The following is a 17581-nucleotide window of genomic DNA, read 5'->3' on the forward strand; positions in this document are numbered from 1 at the left end:
GTCAGTGGAGGCGCATTATAGGGAGTTATTTCAGGCTGACAAGGGGAAATTTAAAATAATCTTCCGAGTGCGTATTTTTTCATCAAAACCACTTAAACTGACAGTTTTTCGAGCGTTTTAAAGCCATAGCGCTGTAGCACAGGCAATAATTGTTCAGCTTCTGTCGTCATTGCCATACAAAATGCGACGTTCTCATCGGTTGATTTCGCATCTGGTGCTTCATGCTCTAACAACCAGGCCGTGCGGCGCGCTATCGCGGCACCAGAATCCACCAGTCTCGTCCCCTCGGGCAGGACCTGTAAAAGCTCTTCCTGTAATAGAGGGAAATGAGTGCAGCCGAGCACTACAGTGTCAGGTGGTTCAGACATCCGCAGCCACGGACGCAGAATACGCCGCAGCTCTTCCAGAGAAACTGTTTCACCGTGTAGCTTCGCTTCCGCAAGTTCCACCAGCTCAGCAGAACCCAACATTGCAATTTGGCATTCGTTAGCGAATCGCGCAATCAGCTCATGGGTATACGAGCGCTTCACCGTTGCACGTGTAGCCAGTAGCCCCACAATACCGTTCGCCGTGAGTCGCGCTGCCGGTTTAATCGCAGGCACCACGCCCACAACCGGGAAAGCAAATTTCTCACGTAACGCAGGGAGCGACACCGTGCTTGCTGTATTACACGCGATGACCGCAAGAGAGAGAGGATAGCGCTGCTGGACCGCAGTCACAATCTCAACAACACGCTCGACGATAAACTCCTCGCTCTTCTCTCCATAAGGAAAGGCGACGTTGTCGAAAGCGTAGATATAGTGGAGATCCGGCAGAAGACGCCGGATCTCGTCATAGACCGACAACCCACCGACGCCGGAATCAAACACCAGCACGGTGGGACGGGGATCAGAAGGTGTAGCTGCCAGACAAGGTGTATTCCCGTCCTGCAGTTGCGTAGCCATAAACTGTCTCGTAATCTTTATCGAACAGGTTGGCGATTTTACCACGAACTGTCAGCTGTGAGGTGATTGGATATGAGGCAGAGATATCTAACAGGCTATACGACGGCATACGACGCTGTGTGCTGGAAAACTGATTCGAGTTATTATTGTAACTCTTGCCATAATATTGATAGGACAAATCCATATCAAAGCCGAGCATCGTCCAATCCAGTTGGTATTTGTATTGCTGACGGGAACGATGAGCCAAGACTTCATTATCAGAATCCCGACGCGGGTCAAGATAACCCATGCTAATACGATGCGTCACTGGCCCAGTATCAAAGTCTCCTGTTAACTCTACACCTTTAATCGTTGCTGACTGGGTATTGTAGTACACCCCTGTCATACCGTTATCTGGGGAGTAATAATCAATCAGATTTTTAATTTTGTTCTGGTATGCCGCAAGCCGCCAGTTAACCGGTCCTGTCAACCCTTGTAATCCGACTTCAAATTGACCTGATTTCTCGGCTTCCAAATTAGGGTTAGGGGTAATATACAAACGGCTTTGGCCATACATTTGTCCCAGTGTAGGCGCCTGGAATCCTGTGCCATAGGAAATTGTTACTTGGTAATCAGGTACAAATTCCCAGCCTACTGCTGTTTGCCAGGTGCCATTCCAACCAAATTGTTCGTTATCATCTCCACGTAGCGCGCCTTCAAGAGTTACCGTATCCACCTTTTGTTGCGCAGTCAGATAATAACCGGTGTTATCACGCTTATAATCATTAGAGTTATACGTATCAACTGATGTCAGTTTTTGTTGTTGCCAGTCAATACCCGCACTAACCGTTCCTTTCCCTACTATGAAGCTGTTGCCCCACTGGACGTTTTTCTGCGTCATATCATCAAGTGTGGTCCCTGCTTGATACAAGCCTTGCGTACTGGAATAGTTATAGTCTTTATATTTCTGATAACTACCAGTAAGTTGTGTGGAGTAAAAATCATTATTCCATGCAAGTCCTGTTTCATAGGTGTGGTTGTAAACCTGGTGCTCATCACCCCCATCTTTATAGCCTGCATCATAGTCCGTATTGTTGCTATAACCATAACCACGAACAAAAGCGGATAATTCGTCAGTAAATTTGTGGGTCACTCCAGCCCAAAATGTCTTATTACGGAAGCCATCACGGTCACTATCTCCCGAATATGAAGAATCGGGTTGAACGTTGTAGCCTTTTGTATCAGTGAAAGAGCCAGCAATCGTCGCCAGTGTATCTTCGCCAAGCTCCTGACGCAGACTTGCATCGTATTGCTGGTAATGATTAGAACCCACCCCAACCTGAACTTTACCGCCGGGTTGCGTATTCTGGGTAATGATATTGATAACACCGCCAATTGCATCCGCACCATAGACTGCCGAGCGCGGGCCACGAATCATTTCAATACGTTGAATCAAAGAGAGGGGGATTTGACTAAAATCGGCAATACCTGTAATTCCCGACTTTGCCAAAGGAATACCATCAATTAAAACTAAAGTATGGCGCACTTCTGCACCACGGATATAGATATTACTGGATTGTCCCATCCCCCCATTTTGCGCAACATCCACACCAGGCAGACGACGCATCACATCAGTCAGATCTTTTGATTGCCAACGATCGATATCTTCGCGTGTCACAATTTCAGTAGGTGCCAGCACGGTATTAACAGGCTGCTGAAAACGGTTGGCAGTAACGACGAGAGTATCTGGGCTAGTATCCTGTGCCCAACCAGAAAATGCCGTGACGGAAAGTGCCGTGCACAGCAACGATTTTTTAATCATTGTAAAGCATCCACAATATAAGAAGGATGCCGCAGGTCCCACCGATAGTACGCGATGATGAAAGCCAGATGCGACGTTAGCCGGCAGGTCTTCGGGCTTGGAGGCAACTTAAAGAGACGATAACTTCCCACGGCATGCCGCAGTGTCTGCACCAGGTGCGCTCATCCCCTACCTTCCTTACCGCTGCGCGTCAGCTCCAGATTCACACTGGATTCCCTTTTAACTCACAGGACCGGAAAACGGATGCTACAGTTTGTTACAACCCACTGTCCAGACTGCGTATCACAATATCGGAAATCATCAATGACTGGACATCTGATGAGCAATCCCTACAATCCCCGCGTACTTTTATTTTTCAGGACGCATCATGACCCCCGAACACCTTCCGACAGAACAGTACGACGCACAGTTAGCTGAAAAAGTGGTGCGTCTGCAGAGCTTAATGACGCCATTTTATGCACAGGCTCCGGAAGTGTTTCGCTCACCGGTCAGCCACTACCGTATGCGCGCGGAATTCCGTTTGTGGCATGAAGGTGATGATCTGTACCACATCATGTTCGACAGCCAGACCAAAAACCGTATCCGTGTCGACAGCTTCCCGGCAGCCAGTGAGCTTATCAACACGCTGATGACGGCAATGATCGAAGGCGTTCGCAACAACCACGTCCTGCGTCACAAACTGTTTCAGATTGATTACCTCACAACCCTGAGCGATCAGGCGGTGGTATCGATGCTGTACCATAAAAAGCTGGATGATGAATGGCGTCAGGAAGCTGAAGCGCTGCGGGATGCGCTGCGGGCGAAAAACCTGAACGTACATCTGATTGGCCGGGCAACCAAAACCAAAATCGAGCTGGATCAGGACTACATTGACGAACGCTTGCCGGTTGCGGGTAAAGAGATTATCTATCGCCAGGTTGAGAACAGCTTCACCCAGCCGAATGCCGCCATGAATATTCAGATGTTGGAATGGGCGATTGATGTCACCAGGGGCTCAAAAGGCGACCTGCTTGAACTGTACTGCGGCAATGGCAATTTCTCGTTAGCCCTCGCACAAAACTTCAACCGCGTACTGGCGACGGAAATCGCCAAGCCATCCGTGGCTGCTGCACAGTACAACATTGCGGCTAACCATATTGATAACGTACAAATTATCCGCATGGCGGCCGAAGAGTTTACTCAGGCAATGAACGGGGTTCGCGAATTTAACCGCCTGCAGGGAATCGATCTGAAGAGTTACCAGTGTGAAACTATCTTCGTTGACCCACCGCGCAGCGGTCTGGACAGTGAAACGGAGAAAATGGTGCAGGCGTATCCGCGCATTCTGTACATCTCCTGCAATCCGGAGACATTGTGTAAGAACCTGGAAACGTTAAGCCAGACGCACAATGTTTCACGTCTGGCTCTGTTCGATCAGTTCCCGTATACGCACCATATGGAGTGCGGCGTACTGTTAACCAAGAAGTAAGACAGAACGTAGGCTGGATAAGCGCTACCTGTTCAGATTGCCGGATAGCGGCGTTGCCTTATCCGGCCTACCGCTACAACTGTTACTCCGCAATTTCCTGTTTACGGTTACGGACTTTAAAGCCGATCCAGAACACCAGAATTACAGACAGTACCGCCGGGAAGAAGTTAGAGCCAATATCCGGATATTCAGCGCGTACCACGGTGCTGTACAACAGAACGCCGAGGATAAAGCAGGCTGCAGCCAGGCCCGGCAATCCCACAGGCATGGTGCGGTTCTGATAGCGTTGATGCAGACAATACACCGTCAGCACCAGCGAAATGATCGGGAATACGGAGAATGGCACAATGGAGCTAAACAGCGCCGCAAATGTACCATTGATCGATAAGCCAGCAACCAGCGCCAGCAGCAGCGTACCTTTATCTTGACCTGACTGTTTCATTGCTTGTCCTTCTCGTTACTCGGAGTGGTGCGTCATCTTCTCTTGTTCACGGCGGTACCAATAAAATGCGCCTTTCGCGATCATGCGTAGTTGCAATACCAGCCGCTCTTCCAGCTGTCGGCGCTGTTCAGCGCCAACATCCAGTGCTTCTGCCCCGGCGCTGAACACAATGGTTACCATGGCTTCGGCTTGCGCTTCAGTAAACGCACGAGGCATATGGTTTTCGAGTTCCAGATAGTCCGCAAGTTCCGCAATGAAGTGCTGAATTTCACGAGCGACCGCTGCACGAAACGCTGCGGATGTCCCCGAACGCTCGCGCAATAATAAACGGAAGGCGTTGGGATTGTTGCCGATGAACTCCATAAATGTTGAGACCGAGGTGCGGATCACACTCCCGCCCTTCGCGATACGCTGGCGCGCCTGACGCATCAACTGACGCAGCATCAGACCGCTCTCGTCCACCATCGTCAGGCCGAGTTCATCCACATCGCGGAAATGGCGATAAAACGAGGTTGGCGCAATGCCCGCTTCACGAGCAACTTCGCGTAAACTGAGACTGGCAAAACTGCGCTCAGCGCTCAGTTGACTAAATGCGGCTTCTACCAGCGAACGCCGGGTTTTTTCTTTTTGTTGCGCTCTAACGCCCATCACGATGTCTGAATCCTTCCACATACCTTGCTGGCACTATACCAGAGATTAGGCGGTTGGCATGGCTTTGTGAATGTTTGTTTACGCGCAGTTTGTGCTTCGACTTCGCAAAAAAGCACAACGATAATTGGGTTATCTCAACAACGATGTTACTATTCTGTTGCTTTTATGTATAAGAACAGGTAAGCCTGACCATGTCACATTCTTACGATTACGATGCAATAGTAATAGGTTCCGGTCCCGGCGGCGAAGGCGCGGCAATGGGTCTGGTTAAGCAAGGAGCGCGCGTCGCGGTAATTGAGCGCTATCATAACGTCGGCGGAGGTTGTACCCACTGGGGCACCATCCCGTCGAAAGCTCTCCGCCACGCCGTCAGCCGCATTATTGAATTCAATCAGAACCCACTGTACAGCGACCACTCCCGACTCCTTCGTTCTTCTTTCGCCGATATTCTCAACCACGCTGATAACGTTATTAATCAGCAAACACGTATGCGGCAAGGATTTTACGAACGCAACCACTGCGAAATTTTGCAGGGAAATGCCCGTTTTGTTGATGAACACACGATTGCCCTGGAATGTCACGACGGTACGGTGGAAACGCTGACTGCGGATAAGTTTGTTATTGCCTGCGGTTCGCGTCCTTATCGCCCTGTTGATGTCGACTTTTCGCATCCCCGGGTTTACGACAGTGACTCTATCCTGAGCCTGCACCACGAACCCCGTCATGTGCTGATTTATGGCGCGGGGGTCATTGGCTGTGAATATGCGTCGATCTTCCGTGGAATGGACGTCAAAGTTGATTTAATCAACACCCGCGATCGTCTGCTGGCATTCCTCGATCAGGAGATGTCCGACTCGCTCTCTTACCACTTCTGGAACAGCGGTGTGGTCATTCGCCACAACGAAGAGTATGAGAAGATTGAAGGTTGCGATGACGGCGTCATCATGCACCTGAAGTCCGGTAAGAAACTGAAGGCCGACTGCCTGCTGTACGCCAATGGCCGTACCGGTAATACCGATTCGCTGGCGCTGGAAAACATTGGTCTGAAAACCGACAGCCGCGGGCAGCTCAAAGTGAATAGTATGTACCAGACGGCGCTGCCGCATGTGTATGCCGTAGGGGATGTAATCGGTTATCCGAGCCTGGCATCAGCGGCCTACGACCAGGGACGCATTGCCGCCCAGGCACTGGTAAAAGGCGAAGCCACCGCGCATCTGATCGAAGATATCCCAACCGGGATTTATACCATTCCGGAAATCAGCTCCGTTGGTAAAACAGAACAGCAGCTCACGGCAATGAAAGTTCCATACGAGGTTGGCCGCGCCCAGTTTAAGCATCTGGCACGTGCACAAATCGTGGGTATGAGTGTCGGAACGCTGAAGATCCTGTTCCATCGCGAAACCAAAGAGATTTTGGGGATCCACTGCTTTGGGGAGCGCGCGGCCGAAATTATTCACATCGGACAAGCGATAATGGAGCAAAAAGGTGGTGGTAACACTATCGAGTACTTCGTTAACACCACCTTTAACTACCCAACCATGGCAGAAGCCTATCGGGTAGCGGCGCTAAATGGCTTAAACCGCCTGTTTTAACGCACTGTCGAAATGGCCATCCATTGATCCACGGATGGCCTCTGCCAGCTGTTCATAACGGCTGCGCAGCGGCGAACCAGGACGGTACACCAGACCAATCGTGCGACGCGGTTCGGGTTTAATGCATGGCAGATAAACGACACCATCACGCTTACGCTCCGGCGGAACGGCCAGCGCAGGCAGCAAGGTAATACCACTGCCTGCCGCCACCATGTTACGCAGCGTTTCCAGACTGGTTGCCCGAAAATGGGTATCTTCATCAGCACCCGCTTCAAAGCAGAAACCCATCGCCTGATCGCGCAGACAGTGGCCATCTTCCAGCATCAGCAGTTTTTCACCCGCCAGATCGGACATCGGTACACAGTCACGGTTTGCCCATGGGTGATCTTCATAGATCGCCAGCAGCATAGGCTCATCAAATAATGGTACTTCGATGAACGCCTCACTCTCTTTCACCAGCGCCAGGATGACGCAGTCGAGCTTACCGCTATCCAGTTGCGCCAACAGCTGATGCGTCTGCGCCTCATGAAGATACATTTCCAGTTTTGGAAAGGTCTGGTGCAACATAGGGATAATATGCGGCAGCAGGTATGGCCCCACCGTTGGGATCAAACCAATATGCAGCGGGCCAGACATTGTCTCGCCTTGTTGGCTTGCCATCTCCTTGAGCACTTTGACCTCGCGCAGCACGGTGCGCGCCTGATCCACCAGCAGCAAACCGGCCTGGGTGAACAGCACCTTGCGACTCGTACGCTCCAGCAACATGACGCCAAGCTCATCTTCCAGCTTGCGGATCTGCCCGCTCAGCGTGGGTTGGCTAACGTGACAGGAGTCTGCCGCTCGTCGGAAGTGACGATGTTCGGCTAGTGCCACCAGGTATTCAAGATCACGAATATTCATTATTCATCCTCCATCGCCACGATAGTTCGTAGCGATAGGTAGCATAGCAACGAACGATTATCCCTATCAAGCTTTCTGTTTAATAATGCACCACAGAAACGGAACGGTACCCCTTTAACCCTTGAAGCTACTGTCCGTTTGAGAGTTTCTCTCATACTCGAAATAACTAAAGCCAACGTGAACTTTTGCGGACCTTGAGTCCGCATTTTTTTTGCATAAAAAAGCCCGGCGTCGCAAAGCTCGGCCGGGTTATGGTTTGGTAGGCCTGATAAGCGTAGCGCCATCAGGCAGAACGGCGCACCGTGCCGGATGGCGGCTTCGCCTTATCCGACCTACAGGCGTGCCTTCGCGAAGTCGATCGCCTGCGCAACCTGCTGCGGCGACACGCCACCTTTCGCTGCACGTTTATCCAGACACGATTGCAACGAGAGGATCGGGTAAACGTCATCGCCAATCACCTGGCTGAACTTTTGTAAGTCGGCAAGCGACAGCGCTTCCAGCGGTTTGCCCTGACGAATCGCCTCGACCACCGTTTCCCCCACGATATGGTGCGCTTCGCGGAACGGGACGCCTTTCGCCACCAGATAATCCGCCAGCTCAGTGGCGTTAGCATAACCCTGCTGCGCCGCTTCCTGACAACGCGGACGTTTCACCTGGATGCCATCCAGCACCAGCGCGGCCATATGCAGACAGTCCAGCCAGGTGTCGAGCGCGTCGAATAGCCCTTCTTTGTCTTCCTGCATATCTTTGTTGTATGCCAGTGGGAGGCCTTTTAAAGTCATCATCATGCCGGTCAGCGCACCCTGCACGCGACCGCATTTGCCACGGATCAGCTCCAGCGCATCCGGGTTTTTCTTCTGCGGCATCAGAGATGAACCGGAAGTCACACGGTCGGAGAGTTCAACAAAGCCCGCTTCGCCGGTGTTAAAGAAAATCAGATCTTCAGCAAAACGCGACAGGTGTACCATGCCGATAGAGGCGTCGGAGAGTAACTCCAGCACGTGGTCACGGTCAGAAACGCTGTCCAGGCTGTTGCGCGTTGCCGAGGCAAAGCCCAACCAACCCGCCAACTGCTCGCGATCGATTTCATACGCCGTACCCGCCAGCGCGCCGCAGCCTAACGGACTGACGTCCAGGCGTTTGAGCGCATCCTGCAAACGGCTCTCGTCACGCGCCAACATTTCAACATAGGCCAGACACCAGTGAGCAAACGTCACCGGCTGCGCACGTTGCAGGTGGGTGTAACCCGGCATGACGGCGTCCTGGTTATTCTCCGCCGTCACCACCAGCGCAGTTTGCAACTGACGATTGGCCGACAGTAATTCGATAACCGTGTCTTTGCACCACAGCTTGAGATCGGTCGCGACCTGGTCATTACGGCTACGCCCGGTATGCAGTTTTTTACCAAGCTGGCCGACTTTATCAATCAGCTTACCTTCCACCCAACTGTGAATATCTTCGGCATCGCTTTGCAAAATCTGCTGAGGATTCGCACGAACCTCTTCCAGCAGGTTATTCAGCGCCTCTTCCAACTGCAGCTGTTCATCGGCGGTCAGTACACCGACTGTTACCAACGCTTTGGACCAGGCCACAGAGCCAACAATATCCTGTTCTGCCAGGCGGTAGTCAAAACGCAACGAGTCGTTGAACTGTTTGAACCGCTGATCTGCTGCCTGTGTAAAACGCCCACCCCAAAGTGCCATAACAAATTTCCTTAATATGATATTTTTGCCCGGTGGCGCTGCGCTTACCGAGCCTACAAAACCCACGTAGGCCGGATAAGGCGAAGCCGCCATCCGGCACATTAATAGTTAAGCCAGAATACGCGTACCAATTGGCGTGCCGTTAAACAGCGCCGGAAGTTGCTCTGCATGACGCCAGGAGGCGATATCCACCGGACGGCCCAGCGTACGCGCGGCATCCAGCGCCGCATTCACCTTCACGATCATGCCATCGGTAATAATGCCCTGTTCAATCAGCTGTTCCGCTTTCGCCGCGGTCATTTCGGCAATGCGCTGGCCTTTGCCATCCAGAATACCGCTCACATCAGAGAGCAGGATCAGATCCGCACCCAGCGTTGCCGCCAGCGCCGTTGCAGCCTGATCGGCATTCACGTTCATCAGCAGACCATCATCAGTGACACCAATAGAGCTCACTACCGGCAGAAAACCGCTTTCCAGCAGCGTGTTAATCAGTTTAGGCGAACCCGGCTGCGCCAGCCCAACATGACCCAGTTCTTTATCGAGCGGCGTCACTTTTACGCTGTCGCCATCGCCAAGATACAGACCAACAGACGCGATGTGATGCTTTTTCGCCCAGGCCAGCAAGGTTTTATTCGCCGTTCCCGCCAGGGCACCGGTAATAATGTCAATTTGATCGGCAGGCGTGACGCGCAGACCATTTTTCTTTTTCACAGGCAGATTCAGCTGCTTCATCAGCTCGTCGACCACGCAGCCGCCACCGTGCACAATGACCAGCGGACGCTGGTGCGACTCACGATAATTCACCAGTGCGGTAAACAAGCGCTCCAGCGCCTCTTCGCTATCCAGTAAAACGCCGCCCAGCTTGATAATTAATGGATTCATTGTTGCACCCTTAAATAAGAGACTGCGTTTGGGCAAAGCCAAAACGAATATTTGCGCACTGCATCGCCTGTGCCGCCGCGCCTTTCAATAAGTTGTCTTCCGTCGCCACAACGATCAAATGCTCACCCTGCACAGCAAACCCTATATCACAGAATGGTAATCCAACCACATTCTTCAGCGCTGGAACCCCTTTGTCATACAGACGCACCAGCGGTTTATCGCCATACGCCTGTTGCAGCGTCAGAGCTACCTGAGCATGAGTTACACCCGCGTTAAGGCGGCAAGTGATAGTTTCCAGAATTCCGCGCGGGAAGTTGCCCAGATGTGGGGTGAAAATCACTTCAGCCCCCAGATGAGTGGCGATTTCCGGCTGATGACGATGGGTAAACACGCCATACGGTTGCAGGCTTACTTCGCAAAAACTATTAGAGATAGCCGCTTTACGGCCCGCGCCGCTCACGCCACTGGTCGCATTAATTACCGGCCACTGGCTGAGATCCAACAGTCCGGCGTCAATCAGTGGTTTCAGCGAAAGCTGCGCCGCCGTCGGGTAACAACCCGGCACAGCAATCAGATTCGCTTCTTTCAGCTTGTCCGCGTTCCACTCCGCCAGCCCGTAAACTGCCTGCTCCAGCAGGTCGGGATGCTGATGGGTAAAACCATAATATTTCTCATAGAACGCGCCGTCATTTACACGAAACGCGCCAGAGAGGTCAAACACCACGCAACCGGCCTGCAAAAACTGCGGCGCCAGGTCATGACTTACCTCATGAGCCGTTGCGAGGAACACAACATCCACCCCTGAGCTAAACTCGCTGATATCTGACATTGGCTGCAACGGTAAATCGACAATGCCTTTCAACTGCGGATGCAAATCGGAGATTAATTTTCCTGCATCATTGCTTTGCGCTGAGACGGTCAAAGCGGTTATGGTCATATCAGGATGGCGATTTACATAGGTCACAAGCTCTGCGCCGGCATAGCCACTGGCGCCCACAATCAGCGTATTCAACATCGGGGCTGCTCACCTTCTTAGATTCTGTTGCCAGGTATAAGCCTTTATCACCTCACCTTACACTTGGTGGGTTTTATTACGCTCAACGTTAATGTATTTTTATTCACAAATACTGCATGAATATTGATACTATCATGACCCGAGGTGTGTCAACAATGAAAAACAATTTACCGCCATTTATCGAGATTTACCGCGCTCTGATTGCCACGCCATCGATTAGCGCTACCGAAGAAGCGCTCGATCAAAGCAATGCAGGTTTAATCACTCTGTTGGCGGGCTGGTTTAAAGATTTAGGCTTCAATGTGGAGGTCCAACCGGTTCCCGATACGCGAAATAAATTCAATATGCTGGCGAGCATTGGACAGGGCGCTGGTGGTCTGTTGTTGGCGGGTCATACCGATACCGTACCCTTTGACGATGGACGCTGGACGCGCGATCCGTTCACCCTGACCGAACATGACAATAAGCTCTATGGTTTGGGTACGGCGGACATGAAAGGCTTCTTCGCCTTTATCCTCGACGCGTTGTGTGATGTCGACGTCACAAAGCTGAAAAAGCCCCTCTACATTCTGGCCACTGCTGACGAAGAGACCAGCATGGCGGGAGCTCGCTACTTTTCTGAAACCACTGCTCTGCGCCCAGACTGCGCGATTATTGGCGAACCCACTTCACTGCAACCGGTTCGTGCACACAAAGGTCATATCTCTAATGCGATACGCATTCTGGGACAATCGGGTCATTCAAGCGATCCGGCACGTGGCGTTAATGCGATTGAACTGATGCATGATGCCATCGGCCATATCATGCATCTGCGCGATGACCTGAAAGCGCGCTATCACCATGATGCCTTTACCGTTCCGTATCCAACGTTAAATTTGGGCCACATCCACGGCGGCGACGCCGCCAACAGAATCTGCGCCTGCTGCGAACTGCATATGGATATTCGACCGCTACCGGGTATGACGCTAAACGATCTCAATGGGTTACTTAACGAAGCGCTGGCCCCTGTCAGCGAACGCTGGCCGGGTCGCCTGACCGTATCGGAACTGCATCCGCCGATTCCAGGCTATGAGTGTCCGCCTGACCATCAACTGGTGGAGGTGGTTGAGAAACTGCTGGGCGCACAGACTGAAGTGGTGAACTACTGCACCGAAGCGCCATTTATCCAGACGCTTTGCCCGACGCTGGTATTGGGTCCAGGTTCTATTAATCAGGCGCATCAGCCGGATGAATATCTGGAAACACGCTTTATTAAGCCAACTCGCGAATTAATCACCCAGGTTGTGCATCATTTTTGCTGGCATTAACTACTTGTCACCCCGCTAATCCTTAAGTGGTAAGCGGGGTGATTTTTTAACATTTCCATAAGCAACGCTTATTTGATTGGATGTGAATTAAATAACGTAAATTCACGGCATTTATTCGTTTGCTGAACCGATTTCGCAGCAATTGACGTCACGTGTTTTACGTGGCTTTATAAAAGACGGCTAAAAAGTTAAGTCCGCAAGATTTCGCGTGATAGTCAGGCGCGAAAGATACAGGACATATTCAAAATAGATGGGGTGTCTGGGTTAATATGAACGAACAATATTCCGCGTTGCGTAGTAATGTCAGTATGCTCGGCAAAGTGCTGGGAGAGACCATCAAGGATGCGCTGGGAGAGAACATTCTTGATCGCGTAGAAACAATTCGTAAGCTGTCCAAATCATCTCGCGCTGGCAATGAAGTTAATCGCCAGGAATTGCTCACCACACTGCAAAATCTGTCTAACGACGAGCTGCTGCCGGTTGCCCGCGCATTTAGCCAGTTCCTGAACCTGGCCAATACCGCCGAGCAATACCACAGCATTTCGCCAAAAGGCGAAGCAGCCAGCAACCCGGAAGTGATTGCTCGCACTCTGCGTAAACTGAAAGAGCAGCCCAACCTCAATGACGCCACCATCAAGAAAGCCGTAGAATCACTCTCTCTGGAGCTGGTACTCACCGCCCACCCGACCGAGATCACTCGTCGTACGCTGATCCATAAAATGGGTGAAGTGAACGCCTGCCTCAAGCAGCTTGATAACAAAGACCTCGTCGATTATGAACGCAACCAACTGATGCGCCGTCTGCGTCAGCTCATTGCTCAGTCCTGGCATACGGATGAGATCCGCAAGCTGCGCCCAAGCCCGGTTGATGAAGCCAAATGGGGTTTCGCGGTAGTTGAAAACAGCCTGTGGGAAGGTGTGCCGAACTACCTGCGCGAGCTGAATGAACAACTGGAAGAGCATCTGGGTTATAAGCTGCCGGTTGATTTTGTCCCGGTTCGATTTACTTCCTGGATGGGCGGTGACCGTGATGGTAACCCGAACGTAACGGCAGATATCACCCGTCACGTGCTGCTGCTCAGCCGCTGGAAAGCGACAGACCTGTTCCTGAAAGACATCCAGTTTCTGATTTCTGAGCTGTCGATGGTGGATGCCACGCCGGAGCTGATGGCGCTGGTAGGCGAAGAAGGTGCAGCTGAACCTTATCGCTATCTGATGAAAACCCTGCGTTCTCGTCTGATGGCAACCCAGGCCTGGCTTGAAGCCCGTCTGAAAGGCGAGAAATTGCCGAAACCTGCGGGACTTCTCACCCAAAACGAACAGCTCTGGGACCCGCTATACGCGTGCTACCAGTCTCTACAGGCCTGTGGCATGGGCATTATCGCCAATGGCGAATTGCTCGACACCCTTAGGCGCGTGAAGTGTTTCGGTGTACCGCTGGTGCGTATTGATATTCGTCAGGAAAGCACCCGTCATACTGAAGCCCTGGGCGAACTGACCCGTTATCTGGGCATTGGCGACTACGAAAACTGGTCGGAAGCGGATAAACAGGCTTTCCTGATCCGCGAACTGAATTCCAAGCGTCCGCTCCTGCCGCGTAACTGGGAACCGAGCAACGACACCCGCGAAGTGCTCGACACCTGTCGGGTCATTGCCGAAGCCCCATATGGCTCCATTGCCGCCTATGTTATCTCGATGGCGAAAACTCCGTCGGATGTGCTGGCCGTGCATCTGCTGCTGAAAGAAGCCGGAATTGGTTTTGCTATGCCGGTCGCTCCGCTATTTGAAACGCTGGACGACCTCAACAATGCCGATGACGTCATGTCGCAACTGTTGAATATCGACTGGTACCGCGGATTTATTCAGGGCAAACAGATGGTCATGATTGGCTACTCTGATTCCGCAAAAGACGCGGGCGTGATGGCGGCCTCCTGGGCGCAATACCAGGCTCAGGACGCGCTAATCAAAACCTGCGAAAAAGCCGGTATCGAACTGACGCTGTTCCACGGTCGCGGTGGTTCCATTGGTCGCGGCGGCGCGCCTGCCCATGCAGCGCTACTCTCTCAACCGCCGGGCAGCCTGAAAGGTGGTCTGCGCGTGACAGAACAAGGGGAGATGATCCGCTTTAAGTACGGCCTGCCGGAAGTGACCATCAGCAGCCTGTCGCTGTATACCGGAGCAATTCTGGAGGCCAACCTGTTACCACCGCCAGAACCGAAAGATAGCTGGCGTCATATCATGGATGAACTTTCCGATATTTCCTGCGAGCTCTATCGTGGATATGTGCGTGAAAACAAAGACTTCGTCCCTTATTTCCGCTCAGCTACACCGGAGCAGGAACTAGGTAAACTCCCGCTCGGTTCACGTCCGGCAAAACGCCGTCCGACCGGCGGGGTAGAGTCTCTGCGCGCCATTCCGTGGATCTTCGCCTGGACGCAGAACCGCCTGATGCTCCCGGCCTGGCTGGGTGCAGGTACCGCGCTGCAAAAAGTGGTTGAAGACGGCAAGCAAAGCGAACTTGAAGCCATGTGCCGCGACTGGCCATTCTTCTCCACACGCCTTGGCATGCTGGAAATGGTTTTCGCGAAAGCAGACCTGTGGCTGGCAGAGTATTACGATCAGCGCCTGGTCAAAAAAGATCTGTGGCCGTTGGGTGCAGAGCTACGCCAACGCCTGGCAGCAGATATCGATGTCGTACTGGCGATTGCCAACGACTCACATTTGATGGCCGACCTGCCGTGGATTGCCGAGTCCATTCAGTTAAGAAATATTTATACTGACCCGCTGAACGTATTACAGGCAGAGCTGTTACACCGCTCACGCCTGGCGGAAGAGCAAGGCAATGCACCGGACCCTCGCGTGGAACAAGCATTGATGGTCACAATCGCTGGTGTCGCCGCTGGTATGCGTAATACAGGCTAACATCCCTCCCCCGTCGCCTTCGTGCTATTATTCGGAGGCGACGGCAAAAACCGCTGTTACAACCACTTCATTTTCAATATATTCCCCCTCGAATATATTCACTAAATGAATATATAGATGGCAAAACACGATCCTAAGATCGTGATGCTTCAGTTCCTCTTAATGTTTAAGTGCTACTCTTGGCGCTACAATTAAAGACAGGCTTACATTATGCAATCCTTACACCCCCAGTCTAAACCTAAATTTAGCTGGAAAGCCCTGGGTTGGGCGCTCCTCTATTTTTGTTTTTTTTCCAGTTTACTCCAGGTCGTTATTCTCTTATCCGGCTATAGCGGAACTAATGGTTTACGCGACTCCTTACTGTTCAGTTCGCTGTGGTTGATTCCGGTATTCTTATTTCCAAACCGTATCCGCGTTATTGCTGCCGTCATTGGCGTAATGCTATGGGCGGCCTCGCTGGCTGCTCTAAGCTATTACGTCATTTACGGACAAGAGTTCTCGCAAAGCGTTCTGTACGTAATGTTTGAAACCAATGCGAACGAAGCCAGCGAATATCTGAGCCAATATTTCAGTCTGAAGATTGTCTTAATTGCGCTGGCCTATACAGCTGTGGCAATTCTGCTATGGACACGTCTGCGTCCTGTGCATATTCCATCACCCTGGCGCTATCTGGTGTCGTTTGCACTGTTATACGGTTTGATTCTGCATCCGATGACGGTGAACACGTTTATCAAACATAAACCATTTGAAAAAACGTTGAATGGTCTCGCCTCACGCATGGAACCAGCTGCGCCATGGCAATTCATCTCCGGTTATTATCAGTATCGTCAGCAGTTGACCGCGCTGAACAGCCTGCTGAATGAGAACAATGCCCTACCGCCGTTGGCCAACTTTAAAGACAGCTCAGGTGATGCACCGCGTACGCTGGTACTGGTGATTGGCGAATCAACGCAACGTGGCCGCATGAGCCTGTACGGTTACCCACGCGAAACAACGCCGGAACTGGATGCGCTGCATAAATCCGATCCTAACTTCACCGTGTTCAATAATGTCGTGACCTCCCGTCCGTACACCATTGAAATCCTGCAGCAGGCGCTGACCTTCGCTAACGAGAAGAACCCGGATCTGTATCTGACTCAGCCGTCCCTGATGAACATGATGAAACAGGCAGGTTATAAAACCTTCTGGATCACCAATCAGCAGACGATGACTGCCCGCAACACCATGCTGACAGTGTTCTCTAAGCAGACGGATAAACAGTTCTATATGAACCAGCAGCGTACACAAAGTGCACGCGAATATGACAGCAACGTGCTGGCACCGTTTAAAGAAGTACTGGCTGACCCTGCACCGAAAAAGTTCATCATCGTGCACCTGCTGGGAACGCATATTAAGTACAAATTCCGCTATCCGGATGGTCAGGGTAAGTTCGACAATAATATCGACAATGTGCCCGCTGGCCTGAGTGACGATGAGCTGGAAGCTTACAACGATTACGACAGCGCGAATGTTTACAATGACCATATCATTGCCAGTCTGATCAAAGACTATAAAGCGACCGATCCGAACGGCTTCCTGCTGTACTTCTCCGATCATGGAGAAGAGGTATACGATACGCCGCCGCATAAAACGCAGGGTCGTAATGAAGACAACCCAACGCGTCATATGTATACGGTGCCGTTCCTGCTGTGGACCTCGGAAAAATGGCAGGCTGCACACCCGCGTGACTTCTCACAGGATGTGAATCGTAAATACAGCAGCTCAGAGCTTATCCACACCTGGTCTGATTTAGCGGGCTTCACCTATGATGGTTTCGATCCAACTCGTGCCATTACCAGCCCGCAGTTCAAAGAGACGACCCGCTGGATTGGCAACCCGTACAAAAAGAATGCCCTGATTGATTACGATACCCTGCCTTACGGCGATCAAATCGGTAATCAGTAACAGTCTGCCGG

General features: G+C 51.8%; 13 protein-coding genes and 1 riboswitch. Of the genes, 5 read left to right on the forward strand and 8 right to left on the reverse strand.

Translation table 11 applies throughout. From position 1 onward, the window contains the following. Positions 1 to 92: 92 nt before the first annotated feature. The gene (gene murI / locus OGX89_RS07185) at positions 93 to 944 is read right to left on the reverse strand and encodes a glutamate racemase (protein WP_003825097.1); all 852 of its coding nucleotides are present in this window, start codon (positions 942 to 944) and stop codon (positions 93 to 95) included. After that, on the reverse strand, positions 889 to 2745 hold the full coding sequence (gene btuB / locus OGX89_RS07190; RefSeq protein WP_286560166.1) for a TonB-dependent vitamin B12 receptor BtuB: 1857 nt from the start codon (positions 2743 to 2745) through the stop codon (positions 889 to 891). The genes murI and btuB overlap by 56 nt, the downstream gene beginning before the upstream one ends. A gap of 65 nt (positions 2746 to 2810) precedes the next feature. After that, positions 2811 to 2997, reverse strand: a riboswitch (cobalamin riboswitch). 115 nt (positions 2998 to 3112) lie between these two features. Here btuB and trmA point away from each other — a divergent pair. Beyond that, a complete protein-coding gene (gene trmA / locus OGX89_RS07195; RefSeq protein WP_126957411.1) occupies positions 3113 to 4213 on the forward strand; it encodes a tRNA (uridine(54)-C5)-methyltransferase TrmA in 1101 nt (366 codons plus the stop codon). 82 nt (positions 4214 to 4295) lie between these two features. On the opposite strand, the gene OGX89_RS07200 is transcribed toward trmA, so the two are convergent. Together OGX89_RS07200 and fabR are read right to left on the reverse strand one after the other, a co-directional pair. Further along, positions 4296 to 4655, reverse strand: a complete 360-nt coding sequence (locus tag OGX89_RS07200; RefSeq protein WP_003825114.1) for a YijD family membrane protein — start codon at positions 4653 to 4655, stop codon at positions 4296 to 4298. A gap of 15 nt (positions 4656 to 4670) precedes the next feature. Beyond that, entirely contained in the window at positions 4671 to 5306 is a 636-nt protein-coding gene (gene fabR, locus OGX89_RS07205; RefSeq protein WP_003028862.1) for an HTH-type transcriptional repressor FabR, read from the reverse strand. Positions 5307 to 5497: 191 nt separating this feature from the next. On the opposite strand from fabR, the gene sthA reads away from it, so the two are divergent. Next, on the forward strand, positions 5498 to 6898 hold the full coding sequence (sthA, locus tag OGX89_RS07210) for a Si-specific NAD(P)(+) transhydrogenase (protein WP_003028860.1): 1401 nt from the start codon (positions 5498 to 5500) through the stop codon (positions 6896 to 6898). Here sthA and oxyR read toward each other — a convergent pair. The 4 genes from oxyR to argC all read right to left on the reverse strand — a co-directional run bounded on the left by oxyR (position 6881) and on the right by argC (position 11398). Continuing rightward, positions 6881 to 7798: a DNA-binding transcriptional regulator OxyR gene (oxyR, locus tag OGX89_RS07215; protein ID WP_003028858.1), complete on the reverse strand. Its 918-nt coding sequence runs from the start codon at positions 7796 to 7798 to the stop codon at positions 6881 to 6883. The genes sthA and oxyR overlap by 18 nt on opposite strands. A 332-nt stretch (positions 7799 to 8130) precedes the next feature. After that, positions 8131 to 9501 carry an argininosuccinate lyase gene (argH, locus tag OGX89_RS07220; RefSeq protein ID WP_003825132.1) on the reverse strand — a complete coding sequence of 457 codons (1371 nt, stop codon included), beginning with the start codon at positions 9499 to 9501 and terminating at the stop codon, positions 8131 to 8133. Positions 9502 to 9609: 108 nt separating this feature from the next. Beyond that, the gene (argB, locus tag OGX89_RS07225) at positions 9610 to 10383 is read right to left on the reverse strand and encodes an acetylglutamate kinase (protein WP_003028854.1); all 774 of its coding nucleotides are present in this window, start codon (positions 10381 to 10383) and stop codon (positions 9610 to 9612) included. 10 nt (positions 10384 to 10393) lie between these two features. Then, positions 10394 to 11398, reverse strand: a complete 1005-nt coding sequence (gene argC, locus OGX89_RS07230; RefSeq protein ID WP_003825135.1) for an N-acetyl-gamma-glutamyl-phosphate reductase — start codon at positions 11396 to 11398, stop codon at positions 10394 to 10396. Between the two features lie 155 nt (positions 11399 to 11553). On the opposite strand from argC, the gene argE reads away from it, so the two are divergent. The 3 genes from argE (at position 11554) to OGX89_RS07245 (ending at position 17570) form a co-directional block, all read left to right on the forward strand. Further along, positions 11554 to 12705, forward strand: coding sequence for an acetylornithine deacetylase (gene argE / locus OGX89_RS07235; protein WP_126957415.1), 1152 nt, complete (start codon positions 11554 to 11556; stop codon positions 12703 to 12705). A gap of 269 nt (positions 12706 to 12974) precedes the next feature. Continuing rightward, on the forward strand, positions 12975 to 15626 hold the full coding sequence (gene ppc, locus OGX89_RS07240; RefSeq protein WP_003825139.1) for a phosphoenolpyruvate carboxylase: 2652 nt from the start codon (positions 12975 to 12977) through the stop codon (positions 15624 to 15626). 210 nt (positions 15627 to 15836) lie between these two features. Then, positions 15837 to 17570 carry a phosphoethanolamine transferase CptA gene (locus OGX89_RS07245; protein WP_126957417.1) on the forward strand — a complete coding sequence of 578 codons (1734 nt, stop codon included), beginning with the start codon at positions 15837 to 15839 and terminating at the stop codon, positions 17568 to 17570. The last annotated feature ends 11 nt before the right edge of the window (positions 17571 to 17581 follow it).

The organism is Citrobacter sp. Cpo103 (genome assembly GCF_030332605.1).
Classification (GTDB): Bacteria; Pseudomonadota; Gammaproteobacteria; order Enterobacterales; family Enterobacteriaceae; genus Citrobacter; species Citrobacter portucalensis.

Coding starts and splice junctions, on each gene's coding strand:
- murI (WP_003825097.1), bottom strand. CDS start 944: ATGGCTACGCAACTGCAGGACGGGAATACACCTTGTCTGGCAGCTACA.
- btuB (WP_286560166.1), bottom strand. CDS start 2,745: ATGATTAAAAAATCGTTGCTGTGCACGGCACTTTCCGTCACGGCATTT.
- trmA (WP_126957411.1), top strand. CDS start 3,113: ATGACCCCCGAACACCTTCCGACAGAACAGTACGACGCACAGTTAGCT.
- OGX89_RS07200 (WP_003825114.1), bottom strand. CDS start 4,655: ATGAAACAGTCAGGTCAAGATAAAGGTACGCTGCTGCTGGCGCTGGTT.
- sthA (WP_003028860.1), top strand. CDS start 5,498: ATGTCACATTCTTACGATTACGATGCAATAGTAATAGGTTCCGGTCCC.
- oxyR (WP_003028858.1), bottom strand. CDS start 7,798: ATGAATATTCGTGATCTTGAATACCTGGTGGCACTAGCCGAACATCGT.
- argH (WP_003825132.1), bottom strand. CDS start 9,501: ATGGCACTTTGGGGTGGGCGTTTTACACAGGCAGCAGATCAGCGGTTC.
- argB (WP_003028854.1), bottom strand. CDS start 10,383: ATGAATCCATTAATTATCAAGCTGGGCGGCGTTTTACTGGATAGCGAA.
- argC (WP_003825135.1), bottom strand. CDS start 11,398: ATGTTGAATACGCTGATTGTGGGCGCCAGTGGCTATGCCGGCGCAGAG.
- argE (WP_126957415.1), top strand. CDS start 11,554: ATGAAAAACAATTTACCGCCATTTATCGAGATTTACCGCGCTCTGATT.
- ppc (WP_003825139.1), top strand. CDS start 12,975: ATGAACGAACAATATTCCGCGTTGCGTAGTAATGTCAGTATGCTCGGC.
- OGX89_RS07245 (WP_126957417.1), top strand. CDS start 15,837: ATGCAATCCTTACACCCCCAGTCTAAACCTAAATTTAGCTGGAAAGCC.